Below are 17,246 nucleotides of genomic sequence, written 5' to 3'. Positions count from 1 at the left end.
CCGCTTGTACCAGTTTCGATCGCTTAGAACAGACGAAAACCGAAGCCGAGTCCATACTTTCCCTTGTCCCAGAATCCCAACGCTTCCAAGCCATGGGTTTCGAGGCATCCCGCGCTACCGCCACCAGCGACGAACTCGCCAACTACCAAATCGTCCACCTGGCAACCCACGGCTGCGTGGGAAAAGAACATCCCAGCTTGCACGGTATCGTCCTCTCCCTCTTCGATACCGACGGTACGCCCCAAGACGGTTTCTTGCGCCTCCAGGACATCTTCAACCTCACCCTGCCAGCAGAGTTGGTGGTGTTGAGTGCCTGTCAGACTGGCATCGGCGACAACGTTAAAGGCGAAGGAATCGTAGGGTTGACAAGAGGATTTATGTATGCAGGGGCGAAGCGGGTAGCGGTAAGTTTGTGGAGTGTCAACGATTACGCCACCTCCGAGTTAATGGAGAAATTCTATCAGCAAATGCTCGACGAGGGGTTAACGGCAACTGCGGCGATGCGGGCGGCGCAGTTGGAGATGATGAGAGATGGGAAACCGGCGTATGAGTGGGCGGCGTTTGTCGTCCAAGGCGAATGGCGGCAGGGTCTGTAGGGGCGCGCGCATTTGAGCGAAAAACCCCAGAACCAACCAGTATCCTCCAATCCAAATGCGCTTAACCTCGATCTCGTCACACCCTACACTCCGGTGAAACTATTCGATCTCAAACGACACAACTGAGTGAAGACCGCTGTAATTGTTAATTTATTTGAAGTATTAATAAGAGCGATAGACTTAATATTAATAAACAAGTGTAAACAAGTATTGCGTTTTTTATATCAAATTGTTTCGGATCGGGGGCTAGAGCGCGCGCGAGTGGACGTTTTTTGGTACAAACATAGTCTGTGGAAGCTGAGTCAACACTGACATCAGTCGAGGTTTTTGGACACGATCGCAGCGAGAGGATATACACTAAATGTTCACCAATGTCAAGCCCACCATTCGTCACATTGCGCCGGAGAATCTCAACGGTCGCGCCCTCCTGAAGGTGGTCTATGTGGTGCTAGAGTCCCAGTATCAGAGTGCGCTATCGGCAGCGGTGAAATCGATTAATGCCAAAAGCCCCAACGTGGCGATCGAAATTAGCGGCTACCTAATCGAAGAACTGCGAGATCGGGACAATTACGAAGATTTTAAAAGAGATGTGGCCGAGGCGAATATCTTCATCGCCTCGCTGATTTTTATTGAAGATTTAGCCGAAAAGGTCGTTGAAGCGGTGACTCCGGTGCGCGATCGCCTCGATGCGGCGGTGGTGTTTCCCTCCATGCCGGCGGTGATGCGCCTCAACAAGATGGGTAGCTTCTCCATGGCGCAATTGGGTCAATCCAAAAGTGCGATCGCCCAGTTCATGCGCAAGCGTAAAGAGAAGTCCGGTTCCTCGTTCCAGGATGGGATGCTCAAGTTGTTGCGCACCCTGCCCAAGGTGTTGAAATACATGCCCATGGACAAAGCCCAGGACGCGCGCAATTTCATGCTCAGTTTCCAGTACTGGCTGGGGGGTTCTTCGGACAATCTGGAAAACTTCCTGCTGATGCTGGCGGATAAATACGTCTTCCAAGATAACGGGGCAACGACCGGAACCCTGCAATACCAAGACCCGGTGGTATACCCGGATATGGGCATCTGGCATCCCCTCGCCCCGAAGATGTTCGAGGACGCGCAGGAATATCTCGATTGGTATCAGAATCGCGCCGATATTCCCGGCGATTTGCAAGATCCCCTCGCCCCCTGCGTCGGGTTGGTGTTGCAGCGCACCCATTTGGTGACCGGCGACGATGCCCATTACGTGGCGATCGTCTCGGAACTCGAAGCCATGGGGGCGCGGGTGATTCCGGTGTTTGCTGGCGGGTTGGATTTCTCGAAGCCGGTGGATGAGTATTTCTGGGAGAAGGGCAGTAAGGATACCGAAAATGCTCGCCCCCTGGTCGATACGACGGTGTCCCTGACCGGGTTTGCCCTGGTAGGCGGCCCGGCGCGACAAGACCATCCCAAGGCGATCGAATCGTTGCAGCGATTGAACCGGCCCTATATGGTGGCGCTGCCGCTGGTGTTCCAAACCACCGAGGAGTGGGAGGATAGCGATTTGGGCTTGCACCCGATTCAGGTGGCATTGCAAATTGCCATTCCCGAGTTGGATGGGGCGATCGAACCGATTGTCATGTCCGGCCGCGATGGGATGACCGGAAAAGCGATCGCGCTTCAAGACCGGGTAGAAGCGGTGGCCAAACGGGCGGTGAAGTGGGCGAGTCTGCGCCGGAAGCCCAAACTCAATAAAAAGCTGGCGATTACGATTTTCAGTTTCCCCCCGGATAAAGGCAATGTGGGAACGGCGGCGTACCTGGATGTATTCGGCAGTATCTACGAAGTGATGGTGGCGATGCAGCGCAACGGCTACGACGTGCGGGATTTGCCCGAGTCCCCCGAAGCGCTGATGCAGGAAGTGATTCACGATGCCACGGCCCAGTATGCCAGTCCGGAGTTGAACGTCGCCTATCGGATGTCGAAGGTGGAGTACGAACGCCTCACCCCCTATTACGAACGGTTGCACGAGAGTTGGGGAGAAGCGCCAGGGCATCTGAACTCCGACGGGGCAAATTTGCTGGTGTACGGCAAGTCCTTCGGTAACCTATTTATTGGCGTGCAGCCCACCTTCGGTTACGAGGGCGATCCGATGCGGTTGCTGTTTTCCCGTTCTGCTAGCCCCCACCACGGATTTGCGGCCTACTACACCTATCTCGAGCAAATTTGGCAAGCCGATGCGGTGCTGCACTTCGGCACCCACGGGTCGTTGGAGTTCATGCCGGGGAAACAGATGGGGATGTCGGGGGATTGCTATCCCGATAACCTGATTGGCGGGATTCCCAACCTCTATTACTACGCGGCGAACAATCCCAGCGAGGCGACGATTGCCAAGCGTCGCAGTTACGCGGAGACGATTTCCTACCTCACCCCCCCGGCGGAGAATGCGGGGCTGTATAAGGGGTTGCAGGAGTTGAACGAGTTGATCGGGTCCTACCAAACCCTGAAGGATACCGGGCGCGGAGTGGCGATCGTGAATACGATCGTCGATAAGGCGCGGCTGGTGAATCTGGATAACGATGTCGAATTGCCCGAAGCCGATGCCAAGGATTTAACGGCCGAGGAACGAGATAACGTCGTCGGTGCGGTGTATCGGCGGCTGATGGAAATCGAATCGCGATTGTTGCCCTGCGGGTTGCACGTGATTGGTAAGCCCCCAACGGCGGAAGAGGCGATCGCCACCTTGGTGAATATTGCCAGTCTCGATCGCGAAGAGGAGGAGATTCTGGGATTGCCCCGGATTATCGCCAACAGCCTGGGTCGGAATTTGGACGAGATTTATCGCAATAACGATCGCGGCGTATTGGTCGATGTGGAGTTGCTGCAAGCGATTACCGAGGCAACTCGGGCGGCAGTGGCATCTATGGTGGCAGACTGCACCGACGAGGAAGGTCGCATCGAACTCGATGGCAAGCGGGGTCTGTTCCAATTCGGCAAGAAGGAACCTTGGATCGATGCCCTGCGGGATGCCGGATACGGCGATGTGGATACCGAAGCCATCAAGCCGCTATTTGAGTATCTGAAGTTCTGCCTCAAACAAGTCTGCGCCGATAACGAGTTAGGTTCTCTGCTGCGGGCGTTGGAAGGGGAGTACGTCGAACCGGGGCCCGGCGGCGATCCGATCCGCAATCCCGACGTGTTGCCTACCGGGAAAAACATCCACGCGCTAGACCCCCAAGCGATTCCCACGGCGGCGGCGGTGAAGTCGGCCAAGGTGGTGGTCGATCGATTAATCGATCGGCAGAAGCAAGAAAATGGGGGCCGCTACCCCGAGACGATCGCCAGCGTTCTGTGGGGGACGGATAATATCAAGACCTATGGCGAATCCCTAGCCCAGATTATGTGGATGGTGGGGGTGAAGCCGGTACCCGATGCCCTGGGACGGGTGAACAAGCTGGAGTTGATTTCCTTAGAGGAGTTGGGCCGCCCCCGGATCGATGTGGTGATTACCTGTTCTGGGGTGTTCCGGGACTTGTTTATCAACCAGATGAACCTGTTAGATAAAGGGGTGAAGATGGCCGCCGAGGCCAACGAACCCGAAGAGATGAACTTCATTCGCAAACATGCGATCGCCCAAGCGGAGGAAATGGGGGTGAACCTGCGCCAAGCAGCAACGCGGGTCTTCTCCAACGCCTCGGGTTCCTACGCAGCGAACGTGAACTTAGCGGTGGAGAACAGCACCTGGGATGAGGAAAAGGAATTACAGGAGATGTACCTGACGCGGAAATCCTTTGCCTTCAACTCCGACAATCCGGGGACGATGGAACAGGATCGGGGCGTGTTCGAGGCGGCGCTGAAGACGGCGGACGTGACGTTCCAGAACTTGGATTCTTCGGAAATCAGCCTTACGGACGTGTCCCATTATTTCGATTCCGATCCGACGAAGGTGGTGGCATCCCTGCGCGGTGACGGCAAGCAACCGGCCTCGTATATTGCGGATACCACCACGGCTAACGCCCAAGTTCGATCGCTCTCGGAGACGGTGCGCCTGGACGCGCGGACGAAGCTGCTGAACCCGAAATGGTACGAAGGGATGCTCTCCCACGGCTACGAAGGGGTGCGGGAACTCTCGAAGCGGCTGGTGAATACGGTGGGCTGGAGTGCCACGGCCGGCGCGGTGGATAACTGGGTGTACGAAGACAGTAACGAGACGTTTGTCAAGGATGCGGCAATGCGCGATCGCCTGATGAACTTGAACCCCCATTCGTTCCGGAAGGTGGTGAGTACGCTGCTAGAGGCGAACGGTCGGGGATATTGGGAGACGGATGATAATAACTTGCAGTTGCTGCGGGAGTTGTATCAAGAGGTTGAGGATCGCATTGAGGGAGTGGAGTAACTCTCTCTTAGATTCTTGATACGGTAAAGGGGTGCGGCAAGCCGTGCCTCTTTTTTCATCGTTTAATTTTTGATGCGTTACGGCGGATTTTTAAAGGAAGTTGGGAATAAATTCGATCGCCGTAATCGCGCATCCTGCTGACTCTATTGTGAATTGCCATCAACGCTGACTCGACGGACGAAAACTCGCATCACTTCGCCGGGAATGGCTGTGGGGATGGGGGGACTCCAGGCGGTGACTTCGGCAAACCCGAGGCGGTAGAGGGTGTGGATGATTTTGGTGACGGCGGTTGGCGAACCGACAACCATGATTTTGACGGCTTCTCGATCGCCGTTCGATCGCATTTGGGCAGGTGTGGCGGGGTTGGGTTCGTTGGAATTGCTTTGAAACATGGGATTTTTTAGAATATTGATTGTTAAATGTCATCTTTAAAGATGACATTTTGATTCTAGCACCTATTGTCATCTAGTAAGGTTACATTTACTCGTTTCCTGTCCTCTGGCACGATCGAGAACATGGAAACTGCCGGAAAAGCACTCAGACAAGTACTGACAGCCTACGGGATTAGCCAAAATAAATTGGCAGTCACGATGGGTATCTCTCGCTCGATCGTGTTTAAATGGTTTCACGGACACCGAGATCCAACAGCCGAAACCGTTAGAGAAATTGCTAAAGCGCTTCAAAGTCTCGATCGGGCGGCGGCTGATGAGTTTGTACGTTTGTATTTGGGGGAATTTCTCGAAAATTCCGACGATCGCACCTGAAAATGGGAAAAGCTGGATTTGCCCTCAGACGAGTTTTAGAAACCCACAACATCAGCCAAAATAAACTGGCTGTTGCATTAGGGGCGAAACCTTCTGTGGTATTTCGCTGGTTTCACGAAAAAACCGATCCCAGCGGAGATACCATCGCTGAGATTGCGAAAGCGCTGCAAGAGATGAATCGAGAGGCAGCCGCCGAGTTCGTACGTTTGTATTTAGGGGAATTTCTCGAAAATTCAGACGATCGCATCTGAGGGTCGATCGTAATCATCGTCAATCTCGTATTTCCGAATCTCCGCATTCCGAATTCACTTCACCAAATCCCACAGGGCATCAATACCACTGCCTAGATACTTGGAATCTTGGTGTTCTTCAATCCAGGTGACAACGGCAGGTAGAACGGTATCGGATTGCTTACCCAACTTACCCAGCGCTCCGGCTGCATTCCAACGCACCCACGAGCCCTCATCCCTCAGAGACTGGACGAGAGCATCGACCACCCTATCCGATGCCACCTTCAACCCTCCCAGCGCCTCGGCTGCATTCCCACGCACCCACGACTCCTCATCCCACAGAGACTGGACAAGAGCATCGACCACCCCATCCGATGCCACCTTCAACCCTCCAAGTGCCCAGGCTGCATTCCCACGCACCCACGACTCCTCATCCTACAGAGATTGAACAAGAGCATCGACCACCCCATCCGAGACCATCTTCAAACCTCCGAGGGCCGAGGCTGCTCCCGAACGCACCGACGAATTTTCATCCTTCAGAGATTGGACAAGAGCATCGACCACCCCATCCGATGCCACCTTCAACCCTCCAAGTGCCCAGGCTGCATTCCCACGCACCCACGAATTCTCATCCTTCAGAGATTGGACAAGAGCATCGACCACCCCATCCGATGCCACCTTCAACCCTCCAAGTGCCGAGGCTGCTCTCAAACGCACCCACGAATCCTCATCCGCTAGACGTTCTATATAAATCTCAACAACGGCATTCCGTTCCCCTAGCACCGATCGATATTTCAGCAATCGCTCTTCCTCAATCTCCGCTTCTTTCAAAAGCGCCAGCGCCTCTTTTTCAAATGCTGTCTCCTCCAAACTGCACAGAATCTCAAAGACCTGTTCCCGAACTCGCCTGCCTACCTTTTTCTCATCCTCCGCATCCAACGCCGCCAAACGCTGCGACACCTCATCACACAACCCAGCATCCGCACCCTTCAACCCCTTGATATCTTCCGCCAGACACCACCCCGCAAACAGCAAATCCCGGTGCAACCACTCCTCGTATTTACTTCCCCGTTCCAACACCCGACGAATTGCCTTGGCTGCCTTCTTCGGCTTTTGCTGGGCGATGAGCAACAGCAGCACCTCCCGCCAGTGAGAATCGTGGAGACGATCGCCGATACAGTTGAGAACGATGTCGAACTCCCCCTCGTTATCCGCCTGATAGTCGATTTCCTCCGCCGTCAGGTATTCCTGAAACGTCTTGTGAACGAAGGCGTAGCAATCCTGTCCCTGTTCGTTCAGCAGTCCCGTTCGTTCCCGCACGAACCCCAAAAACCGCTTTGCCTCCGCTTTTGCCTGGTAGCGCTCGATCGACTTTAACCCTCGAATCGCCTCTGCCAAAAAATCGATTAACTCGTCTTTATCGATGACGGTTCCCCCAGCCTCATCCTCAGTACTTCCGCAAGTATGAATCCAGTAAGCCACCTGCGCCATCAAGCGCCGCCAGTCGTCGGGTTCCAAATGCTGGCAGAGATGATTTTTGGTGTCTCCATCCCCTTCCCAGGACTTGTAGGCATCCCAATTCACCAGCAGGGTTTCCACCGCCCGATCGTACAATTTGTGGCGCTGTTTGGGCAGATGCGCCTCGTAGCGGTGAATCAGGGCGATAATCGTCAGCAGCAGGGGATTGCGCGCCAGATTTTTGATGCGATCGTTCCGATTGAGAGCATTTTGGAGACTCTGCTGGCGGCGTTGGGCTTCGGCGCTGTCGGCGATGCGGCTATCGTACCAGGCATGGATAAAGGTTTCGATGCGATCGTCCCCAAAGGGTTGCAGCCAGTAATGGGGAAATGCCTCGGTGCGGAAAAAGTCCCGCTTGTACCCCGCAGGACGAGAGGTGACGATCGCCCGATTGCCATTACTGGGATAACGCCCCAGAAAATTCTCGATCCGCCGTACCACCTCGTATCGCTGGGCTTCTTGCGTCACCTCATCTAACCCATCGAGCAAAATCAGCGCCCGTCCCGCCTCCAACCAGCGATCGAAAAAGCTTTCTGGCAAGGTTTTGGTGTGGAGGGTGTTTTCGGCGAAGTAGCGCAGGTATTCGAGTAAGTTGCGATCGAGATTTCGCGCCCAATCCCGAATCCGAATCAAGATCGGTAAGTAATCTTGAGATTGTAGAGAGGCGATCGCTTGTTGTTCTGGAGTTTGAACCGAATCCGGCTCGGCGAGTACCACCGCAAAATAACTCAGCAGCGTCGTTTTCCCCGCCCCCGGCTCACCTAAAATAACCACATTTTCGGCTTTAGTTTGCGATAATAACTGTGCCGCCGAAAACTGTCTACCGCTGCGTTCTCTCTGAGCTAAAAACCGCTGTTCTCGCAGTAATTCCGATTGGCGATCGGGGATACTTTCTGATGATATTTTTTGTTCTATTTGCTGTAGTTCTCTTACTGATGCTTTTAACCAGTTTTTATCGCTATCGACAATCGGAAAACTCATTGTATCCTGGCGTTTTTCTTCCTCCACCTCCGGCATCACGAAAATATTCACCAACTTTTCCGATTTATCCGTCTCCTGTCCCGCTACCCGAATCCCGGCAAATTTCACATCATCGTAGTAATTTGCCAGTTGTTGTAAATAATCCTCCCGCGCCACCCGCATTCGCAAATAGGCTTTTGTTTCCTGGAAATACCCCCGTACGAATTCCTCCAGCCACGGTTCGATTCGGCGATCGCATCCTTCGAGATTAATATGTTTATCTTCATCCGCAAGACGTTTGAAAAGTTCCACCAAATACTTGACATCCGGCTCGCCTTGGTTATTTAACGGCTTCTGAAGTTCGTCAGCACTTTCTTTAAGAAACTTCTCTAAAAAAGTTTCAATATAGTCTGGAGAACAGCGATAAAATAATTGCTGAGATATCTCTAAAGTCGCTTCTTGCTGTTGAGCTTTTTTAATACCAACTTTCAGGGCTTTCTCAATTTCGTTGGGATTAATTTGACTGCGAACCTTATCGAAAATACAAGGTGCAACTTTACCTGCCAGTGGTGCGATTATTTTACCCGCCGTCGCCAATTCAAAAGTCATTGTATAAATGTAGGATTGTCGGATGAGTATATGCGTAAGATGCGTATATGCGTAGGATGCATTAGTGCCAACGTAACGCATCTATTTACAGCACGTTGCAGGTTTATGAGGTACAGTAACAACAGTTTGTAAAAAGCCAGAAAAAAAGTCTCGATTGAAAGAAGTAACGTTTTACCGCCAGTTTCATAAGTGCAGAGTTAGAATTTGCCTTCACAAGTCACTCACATCAAGCCACTCCATAACCTGTTAGGGGACGCTTATACGGTGGATGCAACCCCAGAACGATATCTTCTTTCGCCACTCCCATTTCCATCAATTCTTGGGCTAAATCCGCTTCGGTCATATTGCGCTGAATCCAGATTTTTCCATCTTTGATATCGAGATGAATGAAGCAATTGTAAATCCGCTTGAGATTCTCCCAACCAATATCTAATAGTAGATAGCGATCGCGTTCGGTATCGAAGATGAGTTGGCATTCAATTTCTCCATCGGACTGACTTCCATCGAGAGTCGCTTTCGCAGTCAGTAATTGACGAATACAACTACGATATTGCTCTACTCGTTCCATAAAACGATTACCTCCTGAATTGGGTGATAAACAACCAGTTTGACTTGATAAACCTTAAGGGCTTCTCGAACAAATAGTTCTTGAAAGAAAGATTCAAAGGTATCGATCGGCACGGCTAAATACAAGACGCGATCGCGCTTCTCGCATTTGTAATGCTAAACGATCGTTCAAGAATTGTCCCAAAGCGGCATGAAAATCTGTAATTGAAGAGGGATTGAGAAAGCTTTTGATTTCAATGGCAATTTTCCGTCCGGCTTTTTGGGCTGCAATCGTCCCTTCCGCCGCCAAATCAATTTCGAGTTTGACCTCTTCAATTTTACGAGCGGATCGGCAGTAATCACCCATCGATCGCGAATGAGTGCTTGCTTAACTGCATTGTGAAAGAGGTCTTTAGCCGCCATTCATTATTTTCTGTTAGATTATCGTTTTGGCGATCGCATCTCTCAATTCGCCCTCGATCGTACTGCTATTAAAATACCGCGAAAGATGTCTACCTAGCTTGATGGCGATCTATCTCGATCCTGAAAACCTGGCAACCCAAACTGCCATCGGCAAAGCAGAAATCTTATAGCGATTTTCATGAAAGTAGACCCGATCTACAAAATCGGGGTAGGCACAGGGGCACTACCCCTACAGCTTTTTAGATTTTTACGATCGACTTTTTGCGGGGTCAATATTACTGCAAACCGCGATAAAAACACATCGAGCGATCTATGCAGCCGAATAATCGCGATGCCAGTGCGCTTTGGGATATGGCGCAAGCGATTCGAGAAATTCAAGGTTTTATCGCCAATGCACGATCGCCAAACTTATTTGCAAACCCTTTGGATACAACGGGTTATCGAGCGAAATTTAGAAATATTGGGTGAAGCCGCGAATCGAGTTTCCGAGGACTTTCAAGAGGCTCATACAGAAATCGATTGGCGAAATGCGGTGGGTTTGTGAAATATTATTATTCACCGTTACGATCGCGTTGACCAGGATATTTTGTGGGATATTGTGACTGCAATTTTACCGAGTTTGTTATTGCAAGTGGAAAACTTATTACCCCCGTTACCCTCAGAATAAGTCTGATGCCCGATTTCGCCTTTAGTCTACTTGCTCGATCGAAATTCAGTCTTTCGATACTAAACCAAATCATCCCAAACTAAATCCCAGAGAAACTAAAGCAAGAGCCATCAGTTTCTCTGGGATTTGGTGTGAATTTTCCACCCGATCGTTTCTATAAGATACACCTGAGTGGAAAGTTCGTGGAAGGAGGAGAGGCAAAAGGGCGAACTTTAGCGCTCCCACTCCCATTTTTTGCGAACTGGCATTACACAGAGGGTTGGAGTTGACCGTAAAAGATTCCTCGAACTTTCACTTCGAGAGGATCTTGCGCTCCCAAATCCGTATCGGAGGGTTGATCGCTCTCGAACACGCCAGCAATTTCGCCGGTTTCGCGGTTGATTTGCGAAACTTGCAGGGTCATGCGTCCCTCACCCACGGTGGTTCGCTTGACGTTAGAGCGTTTTAACTCATCTTCATCAGCAACGGCGGGAAGGGCAACGGCGTTATCGTATCCACTCGCTTCACCCCGACCTTTGGGATCTAGGAAGGATGCACCTCGGTAAGACGGTACGCGATAGTCTCCCGTAAAGTCGGTCGAAGTGTTGATGCTTTCCAAACCCGGTTGAGTTTGGGCCACTAGATCCTTCATGGTGAAGAAGAAGGGAACTTGCTCGCCACCGGGTAGCTGAACGGTAATCGGCTGAAAGTCCATTCCGGCTTTTTCCACGAAGGTCAAGCTGCCATCGTCGTTGAATACGATATCGCCAGACACTTGATTCAGACTCGTGGTATATCGAGTCAGGGGTTTGGCTTCCACAAATTCGGCTTCAGCTCGCTTGCTTTTGGATTCTTCTTTGACAAAGAAGCTGGTGGGCTGAACGCAAATCTCGACAAAGGAATAAGACTGGCTCTTATCTAGGGGAATAGATCCGCGAGCGTTTTCTCGCAATTGCGGGCAGAAGTTGGCAAAGCCCGAATCTTTGATTTCATCGTAGGTAAAAGGTTGGTCGCTCAGCTTAACATCGGGAACCTGGCTGCAAGCGGTGAGAAAACCAAAACACAATGCAATAAGTGCGACTATTAATGAACGATATCTCATAGTATGTTTCGAGGCTCTGTAAAAAATTCGGTTGGAGCAATCTAGAACTCGCGCGGCGCGAGCGGGTGTGCGAACGCTCTGCGACTTAGATCGCACCAAAAAGCATTTTATCAAAATCCCGTCCCCGATCCCGTCTTGTTTTATAACCGGAATTTATACTCATGGGTTTGGGCTTTTCATGTAACGAATTAATACAGAAAATATAGCGATCGCATTAATATGATATGTAACGATCCCTATTCTCAAAAAAGATCGGCTAATTGTGTTTACCGGACGATCGAGGATAGTAGGAACGTCGAGAAGGCACTCGATCGCTGCGGTTCGCCACCGCTAAATATGTCTTGAAGAGTCTGAGGTAAATTTAAAATTGCCTCGAGGATGGCATCGAAACCAATGCCGAAAAACAGTTGCATTATCAGAACGATCGCCGCCACGACGATCGCCGTACTGAAGGTCGTTTTAACAATCTTAATCAGCCAAGTAAAGATAATCCAAGACAGAATTAAGGCGGCGATCGCGAGGATAAGCTCTGGAGACATAAGTAGATAGGCGTCAATAAATACAATGATATTTTGTCACGCTGGGGCGATTACAACCTCGCCATCCCGTTAGAGGTGAACGATCGTTGCCCCCGACTTTAGCTCTTTTCAATATTTGGGTAGAACATCGAGGGCGATCGAGACCAGAAACGACCCATTTCTCCCAACCCATTTCCTCACAGCATCGAGTTTTTTAGTCTAACTCCTCTTCTCCCACATCCGCTAGTGCGGGAGGTACATCACCGGGCAAGCGCAAATTCTCAACCATCTGCACGATCTCCGCTGGAGGAGGTGGTGTCAGGCGAAATCACCCCCAGGTAACGACAAAATTTAAAACCATCCCCACTGTACCGTTAACAAAACTGCTTTCCGTTTTCGGAAAGCAGTTTTCTGAGATTTGTGCAACTATAGGCTAGTTAAAGAGCATCACTGGCCAATGAATCATACAAAGTATTGGGAACATCTGGTCAAACAAGTTGTTTCTCGACATGCTTGGCTTGCAAGCGCCTCTTCTGACGAACTGAATGCTACTCGAAAAAGAACATCAGCTTTGCGAGTCGCGGCTTACCGGTATCATTAAGTTTATCTCAAAATAAGGAAAGAATTAAATGAGTTACCAAGATGTAATTCAACAAGCAAGACATAAAACAGAACCGTTAAAAAGCGATCGGTTTATCAAAATTTCCCAGCGTGAAGACCGCTGCGATCTTCCAAGGTCTGCTTGGACTCCTCTGTTAGAGAATAGCTATTTACAGACATGGAAAGGGATTGTTCTTAACAAAGGCGTTATGGAAATCGCACTATACCCAATGCTCCTGTACGAACTGCGACCCCAAACTATTATTGAAATTGGTGCATTAAACGGGGGAAGCGCGATTTGGCTTACAGATCATTTGGAGCTATTTAGAATTGAAGGCAAGGTTTACTCCATGGATATCGATCTGTCGCTCTTAGATGAAAATGCCAAAAGCGATGGGCGGGTCGATTTCTTGCAAGGAGATAGTAATAATATTGCTACAACCTTTACTCCCCAGATGCTGGCTAAGCTTCCTCATCCTTGGTTAGTAATAGAAGATGCCCATGTCAACCTAGTAGCCGTGTTAGAGTATTTTCACCAACAGGGTTTGATGAGTGGAGATTACTTGATTGTCGAGGACACTAACCCATTGATGTGGGGGTATTGGAAAGATAACTGGGATGATGCGGACAATATTGAAGAAGGAGGGCGTAAGCTAGAAGACTTAAGAAGTTGGTTAAAAAACCATGAAGATGAGTACTTGGTAGATACTTACTATCATGATATTTATGGTTACAATGGCTCTAAAAACTGGAATTCTATTCTGAAGAAAGCGTAAGTAGAATTAAAGAGGTCTTTTCAGCCACAGTGTAAGCCTAAGTAGTGTAAGCCTAAGTGAGGTATCTATACTTCTGTTCGAGTAAGTGTAGGGTACCGTTCACTCCCTCTCCATCTGAATCGCTCGGGATGGAGGTGAACACACTCAACATAAATATTAAAGATTCTTAAGCAAACAGTGGTAGGAATCATGAGTCATAAGTAGCAGCTTACCACCTGACAGATAGCTCGACTCAAAAAAGCAGACCAAGAACACATAGGATAAGAGTATTTTCGCTTTTTGGAGCCAAAGCGACCGAATGCCTTACAATATAAATTAAACTATTAAAAATTGAGCAAAGAATTAAGTTTATGAGTGGCTTTGAAGCTATTTTAGAGCAGTATGATTCAAGTCGTGGATTGCAATTTTACCAGACGATTATGGGTGGGGGGGAAACCTCTATTCATTATGGAATTTATCAAGATTCTGATGATATCAAAACGGCGACTGAGAATATCATGCGATTTATGGCAGAATGCATTCAAAGGCATACTGCTTTAAGCCAGTCAAAAGTTTTAGATTTGGGTTCTGGAACCGGTAGTGCAGCTCATTTTCTTGTTAAGAATTATGATTGTGAAGTCGTTTGCGTTAATATTTCTCCAAATCAAAATAAGCTCAATCAGCAGAAAGCGGCAGAACTCAAAATTCTAGACTCTATTTCAATTGTTAATACTAGTTTCGACAACTTACCTGACACTTGGAACGAAAAATTTGATATTGTTTGGAGTGAAGAGGCATTCTGTCATGGGAGTGATAAGCTACAGATAATTCGTGAAAGTAAGCGTGTTCTTAAAGAAAATGGGAGCTTGATTTTTACTGATATTATGGCCGGTGAAGGTGTCAGTCAAACAGAGCTTGATAGCTTTACTAGTAAAAATGCCGTAACACAGTTAGCACGTCCTAGCGACTATTTTAAGTGGTGTCTTGATGCTGGCTTTAAAGAAATAACTTATTTCGATCTTTCCCATCATCTAAAAACGAATTTTAAGATGATGATAGATCGAATCGATAATAACTATTCAATTCTAGTTAAGAGTCAGGTTCCTGAAAATTATTTAAATGAGTTTAAGCGAGACTTGCACACCCGAGTTAACGAGATGAAAGACAATAAATTATCCTGGGGATGTTTTTATACTCGTTAATAATAATGAAGGTTTTCGTAACAGCTCAGCTCCCAAAAGATGTATATAAAAATTTTCCATTGAGGTGGAAAGTTTTTATGTATCCAAATTTTCGATCGATGACAATGGAAGAGTTATTTGAAATTGCCTATGATGATTACAATATATTAATTTGTACTTATAAAGACAAGTTACAATCCAAATTTCTAAATCAAGCTTTACCACAACTCAAGGCAATTGGAACTCTTAGTGTTGGAACCGATCATATTGATGTTGACTTTTGTAAACAGAATCAAATTCAAGTCTATAATGCCTCAAAACATTTACTTTGTGATGCAGTGGCTGATTACAGCCTAGCTTTATTATTGCTTGCTGTTCGTCGTCTCGATCTAGATATGAATATTAAGTCAAGTGATGTTACTTGGCATTATCTATACAATTGCAAGGGGTACACTCTATCATCTCTACAAGTAGGAATTGTCGGATTGGGTAAAATTGGTCAGGCGATCGCTAAGCGATCGATTGCATTCGGTTCGCAAGTCAACTATTTCTCTCGCGTTCGAGAAATAGAGATAGAGCAAAGAATGGGATTGAACTATCAACCTTTTTCTACACTATTATCTCAGTCTGATGTCATCATTGTGAGTTGTTCTCTAAATAAACAAACATATCAATTATTTAATGATTCAAGTTTTGCATTAATGAAACGAAATGCTATTTTTATTAATGTTTCTAGAGGTGGTGTGTGCGATCATTTAGCACTGTCTAAAGCTCTAGATAGCCAACATCTAAAATATGCATTTCTTGATGTTACAGATCCAGAACCATTACCGATACATCATCCTCTAAACAATAATAAAAATTGCTTTATTTTCCCTCATATCGCAACGAATGTTATCGATAGTCGGGCTGATATTGCTAATAACATTATTACAAAACTAGAAGCGAATTTTTCAGTCTAACTCCTCTTCTCCCACATCCCCTAGAGGTTGGGGTGCATCACCGGGCAAACGCAAATCTTCCACCATCTGCACGATCGCCGCTGGAGGAGGTGGTGTTAGACGAGAGACACTCCAGGTGACGAGGAAATTCAACATCATTCCCACAGTCCCGATACCCTCAGCCGAGATGCCCAACAGCCAGGGTTCCATCCCCTGAAATTTCACCCCGATAATATAGAGCGTCGTAAACGCCAATCCCACAACCATCCCGGAAATCGCCCCTTCCTTATTGGTGCGGGTGTCGAAAATACCCAGAATAATCGCCGGGAAAAAGCTGGCCGCCGCCAGTCCGAAGGCAAAAGCCACCACCTGGGCGACAAAGCCAGGGGGATTGATACCGAAATATCCGGCAACCGCTAGGGCAAACCCCACCATCACCCGTCCTACCATCACCCGCCGGGATTCCGAAGCCCCCGGATCGATGAGGCGGTAGTAGACATCGTGGGCGATCGCACTAGAAATCACCAGCAACAATCCCGATGCCGTAGAAAGAGCCGCCGCCAATCCCCCAGCCGCGACTAACGCAATCACCCAAGGGGCGAGTTGAGCGACTTCGGGGGTGGAAAGCACCATGATATCCCGATCGATTTCGATCTCGTTGGTAGCTTCGTCGGGGGTAATTTGATAGCGCCCGTCCCCATTTTTATCTTCAAAGCCCAGCAAACCGGTGTTTTCCCACTTCGTCGCCCAGTCGAGTTGTTGCACCTCTTCAATGGGTCGATCGTGTAAGCTGTCGATCAGGTTATAGCGGGCGAAGGCGGCAACAGCCGGGGCGGTGGTGTAGAGGATGGCGATGAACAACAGTGCCCAACCCGCCGAAAAGCGCGCATCTCTGGGGCTGGGAACGGTATAGAAGCGGACGATAACGTGAGGAAGTCCCGCCGTTCCCACCATCAAGGCGATGGTGATGAACAGTACGTCCAACATCGACTTATTGGCAAAAGGCTGGGTGTACTCAGCAAATCCCAAATCCACCTGAACCCCATCGAGTTTGGTGACGATATCGCTAAAGCTAAATGCCAGTTGGGGAACAGGGTTATCGGTGAGCAACATCGAAATGGCGATCGCGGGAATTAGATAAGCGATAATCAACACCCCGTACTGGGCAACTTGCGTCCAGGTAATCCCTTTCATGCCTCCCAAGACGGCAAAAAATCCAACGATCGCCATCCCAATCACCACGCCAGTACTCACATCTACCTGGAGAAAGCGACTGAAGACGATTCCCACCCCTCGCATTTGTCCGGCGACGTAGGTGAGGGAGACGAAAATAGCGGCAAAAACAGCGACTAAGCGGGCAACGTTGGAGTAGTAGCGATCGCCGACGAAATCCGGGACGGTATATTTGCCGAATTTGCGCAGGTAGGGGGCCAGCAGCAGCGCCAGCAACACGTAACCCCCCGTCCAGCCGAGGAGGTAAATCGACCCGTCGTAGCC

The 17,246-nt window shown here is 49.1% G+C and carries 14 protein-coding genes and 3 pseudogenes; 8 read left to right on the top strand and 9 right to left on the bottom strand.

The features are described from left to right. Window positions 1-596 (top strand): CHAT domain-containing protein (locus IQ235_RS03275; RefSeq protein WP_264320067.1); only part of this gene is annotated, 596 nt, incomplete at its 5' end. A gap of 361 nt (window positions 597-957) precedes the next feature. Continuing rightward, complete coding sequence (locus IQ235_RS03270) at window positions 958-4,956, top strand: magnesium chelatase subunit H (RefSeq protein ID WP_264320066.1); 3,999 nt, start codon at window positions 958-960, stop codon at window positions 4,954-4,956. 143 nt (window positions 4,957-5,099) lie between these two features. Here IQ235_RS03270 and IQ235_RS03265 read toward each other — a convergent pair whose 3' ends face one another. Then, the gene (locus IQ235_RS03265; protein WP_264320065.1) at window positions 5,100-5,348 is read right to left on the bottom strand and encodes a hypothetical protein; all 249 of its coding nucleotides are present in this window, start codon (window positions 5,346-5,348) and stop codon (window positions 5,100-5,102) included. A 123-nt stretch (window positions 5,349-5,471) separates the two neighbouring features. Here IQ235_RS03265 and IQ235_RS03260 point away from each other — a divergent pair, with 123 nt between their 5' ends. After that, a complete protein-coding gene (locus IQ235_RS03260; protein WP_264320064.1) occupies window positions 5,472-5,720 on the top strand; it encodes a helix-turn-helix domain-containing protein in 249 nt (82 codons plus the stop codon). Between the two features lie 2 nt (window positions 5,721-5,722). Continuing rightward, entirely contained in the window at window positions 5,723-5,971 is a 249-nt protein-coding gene (locus IQ235_RS03255; protein ID WP_264320063.1) for a helix-turn-helix domain-containing protein, read from the top strand. A 54-nt stretch (window positions 5,972-6,025) separates the two neighbouring features. Here the strand turns inward: IQ235_RS03255 and IQ235_RS03250 are convergent. The 5 genes and pseudogenes from IQ235_RS03250 to IQ235_RS03235 all read right to left on the bottom strand — a co-directional run. Beyond that, window positions 6,026-6,373, bottom strand: a pseudogene (locus IQ235_RS03250) (HEAT repeat domain-containing protein); the annotation flags it as partial. A 12-nt stretch (window positions 6,374-6,385) separates the two neighbouring features. After that, window positions 6,386-9,037: an NACHT domain-containing protein gene (locus IQ235_RS03245; RefSeq protein WP_264320061.1), complete on the bottom strand. Its 2,652-nt coding sequence runs from the start codon at window positions 9,035-9,037 to the stop codon at window positions 6,386-6,388. 226 nt (window positions 9,038-9,263) lie between these two features. Continuing rightward, window positions 9,264-9,605, bottom strand: a complete 342-nt coding sequence (locus tag IQ235_RS03240; RefSeq protein WP_264320060.1) for a XisI protein — start codon at window positions 9,603-9,605, stop codon at window positions 9,264-9,266. Further along, complete coding sequence (locus IQ235_RS18825; protein ID WP_319592541.1) at window positions 9,593-9,718, bottom strand: PDDEXK family nuclease; 126 nt, start codon at window positions 9,716-9,718, stop codon at window positions 9,593-9,595. Before IQ235_RS18825 ends, IQ235_RS03240 begins: the two co-directional genes overlap by 13 nt. Beyond that, window positions 9,699-10,006 (bottom strand): annotated as a pseudogene (locus IQ235_RS03235) (element excision factor XisH family protein). The gene IQ235_RS18825 and the pseudogene IQ235_RS03235 overlap by 20 nt, the downstream one beginning before the upstream one ends. Before the next feature lie 178 nt (window positions 10,007-10,184). Here IQ235_RS03235 and IQ235_RS03230 point away from each other — a divergent pair. Further along, a pseudogene (locus IQ235_RS03230) lies at window positions 10,185-10,673 on the top strand (HepT-like ribonuclease domain-containing protein). A gap of 247 nt (window positions 10,674-10,920) precedes the next feature. Here the strand turns inward: IQ235_RS03230 and IQ235_RS03225 are convergent. Both IQ235_RS03225 and IQ235_RS03220 read right to left on the bottom strand, forming a co-directional pair. Next, window positions 10,921-11,754, bottom strand: coding sequence for a photosystem II manganese-stabilizing polypeptide (locus tag IQ235_RS03225; protein WP_264320059.1), 834 nt, complete (start codon window positions 11,752-11,754; stop codon window positions 10,921-10,923). Window positions 11,755-12,020: 266 nt separating this feature from the next. Next, a complete protein-coding gene (locus tag IQ235_RS03220; RefSeq protein ID WP_264320058.1) occupies window positions 12,021-12,293 on the bottom strand; it encodes a hypothetical protein in 273 nt (90 codons plus the stop codon). A gap of 608 nt (window positions 12,294-12,901) precedes the next feature. On the opposite strand from IQ235_RS03220, the gene IQ235_RS03215 reads away from it, so the two are divergent. From IQ235_RS03215 to IQ235_RS03205, 3 genes are all read left to right on the top strand, one after another. Next, complete coding sequence (locus IQ235_RS03215) at window positions 12,902-13,648, top strand: CmcI family methyltransferase (protein WP_264320057.1); 747 nt, start codon at window positions 12,902-12,904, stop codon at window positions 13,646-13,648. A 350-nt stretch (window positions 13,649-13,998) separates the two neighbouring features. After that, on the top strand, window positions 13,999-14,829 hold the full coding sequence (locus IQ235_RS03210) for an SAM-dependent methyltransferase (protein WP_264320056.1): 831 nt from the start codon (window positions 13,999-14,001) through the stop codon (window positions 14,827-14,829). Window positions 14,830-14,933: 104 nt separating this feature from the next. Then, a complete protein-coding gene (locus tag IQ235_RS03205; RefSeq protein WP_264320055.1) occupies window positions 14,934-15,770 on the top strand; it encodes an NAD(P)-dependent oxidoreductase in 837 nt (278 codons plus the stop codon). On the opposite strand, the gene IQ235_RS03200 is transcribed toward IQ235_RS03205, so the two are convergent. After that, window positions 15,762-17,246, bottom strand: a 1,485-nt coding sequence (locus tag IQ235_RS03200; RefSeq protein WP_264320054.1) for a sodium:solute symporter family protein, incomplete at its 5' end; no start/stop codon positions are given. The two genes, IQ235_RS03205 and IQ235_RS03200, sit on opposite strands and share 9 nt — an antisense overlap.

Origin of the sequence: Zarconia navalis LEGE 11467 (assembly GCF_015207075.1) — a bacterium.
In the GTDB taxonomy this organism is placed as follows: domain Bacteria; phylum Cyanobacteriota; class Cyanobacteriia; order Cyanobacteriales; family Geitlerinemataceae; genus Zarconia; species Zarconia navalis.
The sequence above is the reverse complement of the archived record's forward strand: the minus strand, read 5'-3'. Positions and strand labels throughout refer to the sequence as shown.

Bases quoted from the DNA above. Each gene is read 5' to 3' on its own strand.
- IQ235_RS03270 (WP_264320066.1), top strand. From the start codon at position 958: ATGTTCACCAATGTCAAGCCCACCATTCGTCACATTGCGCCGGAGAAT.
- IQ235_RS03265 (WP_264320065.1), bottom strand. From the start codon at position 5,348: ATGTTTCAAAGCAATTCCAACGAACCCAACCCCGCCACACCTGCCCAA.
- IQ235_RS03260 (WP_264320064.1), top strand. From the start codon at position 5,472: ATGGAAACTGCCGGAAAAGCACTCAGACAAGTACTGACAGCCTACGGG.
- IQ235_RS03255 (WP_264320063.1), top strand. From the start codon at position 5,723: ATGGGAAAAGCTGGATTTGCCCTCAGACGAGTTTTAGAAACCCACAAC.
- IQ235_RS03245 (WP_264320061.1), bottom strand. From the start codon at position 9,037: ATGACTTTTGAATTGGCGACGGCGGGTAAAATAATCGCACCACTGGCA.
- IQ235_RS03240 (WP_264320060.1), bottom strand. From the start codon at position 9,605: ATGGAACGAGTAGAGCAATATCGTAGTTGTATTCGTCAATTACTGACT.
- IQ235_RS03225 (WP_264320059.1), bottom strand. From the start codon at position 11,754: ATGAGATATCGTTCATTAATAGTCGCACTTATTGCATTGTGTTTTGGT.
- IQ235_RS03220 (WP_264320058.1), bottom strand. From the start codon at position 12,293: ATGTCTCCAGAGCTTATCCTCGCGATCGCCGCCTTAATTCTGTCTTGG.
- IQ235_RS03215 (WP_264320057.1), top strand. From the start codon at position 12,902: ATGAGTTACCAAGATGTAATTCAACAAGCAAGACATAAAACAGAACCG.
- IQ235_RS03210 (WP_264320056.1), top strand. From the start codon at position 13,999: ATGAGTGGCTTTGAAGCTATTTTAGAGCAGTATGATTCAAGTCGTGGA.
- IQ235_RS03205 (WP_264320055.1), top strand. From the start codon at position 14,934: ATGGAAGAGTTATTTGAAATTGCCTATGATGATTACAATATATTAATT.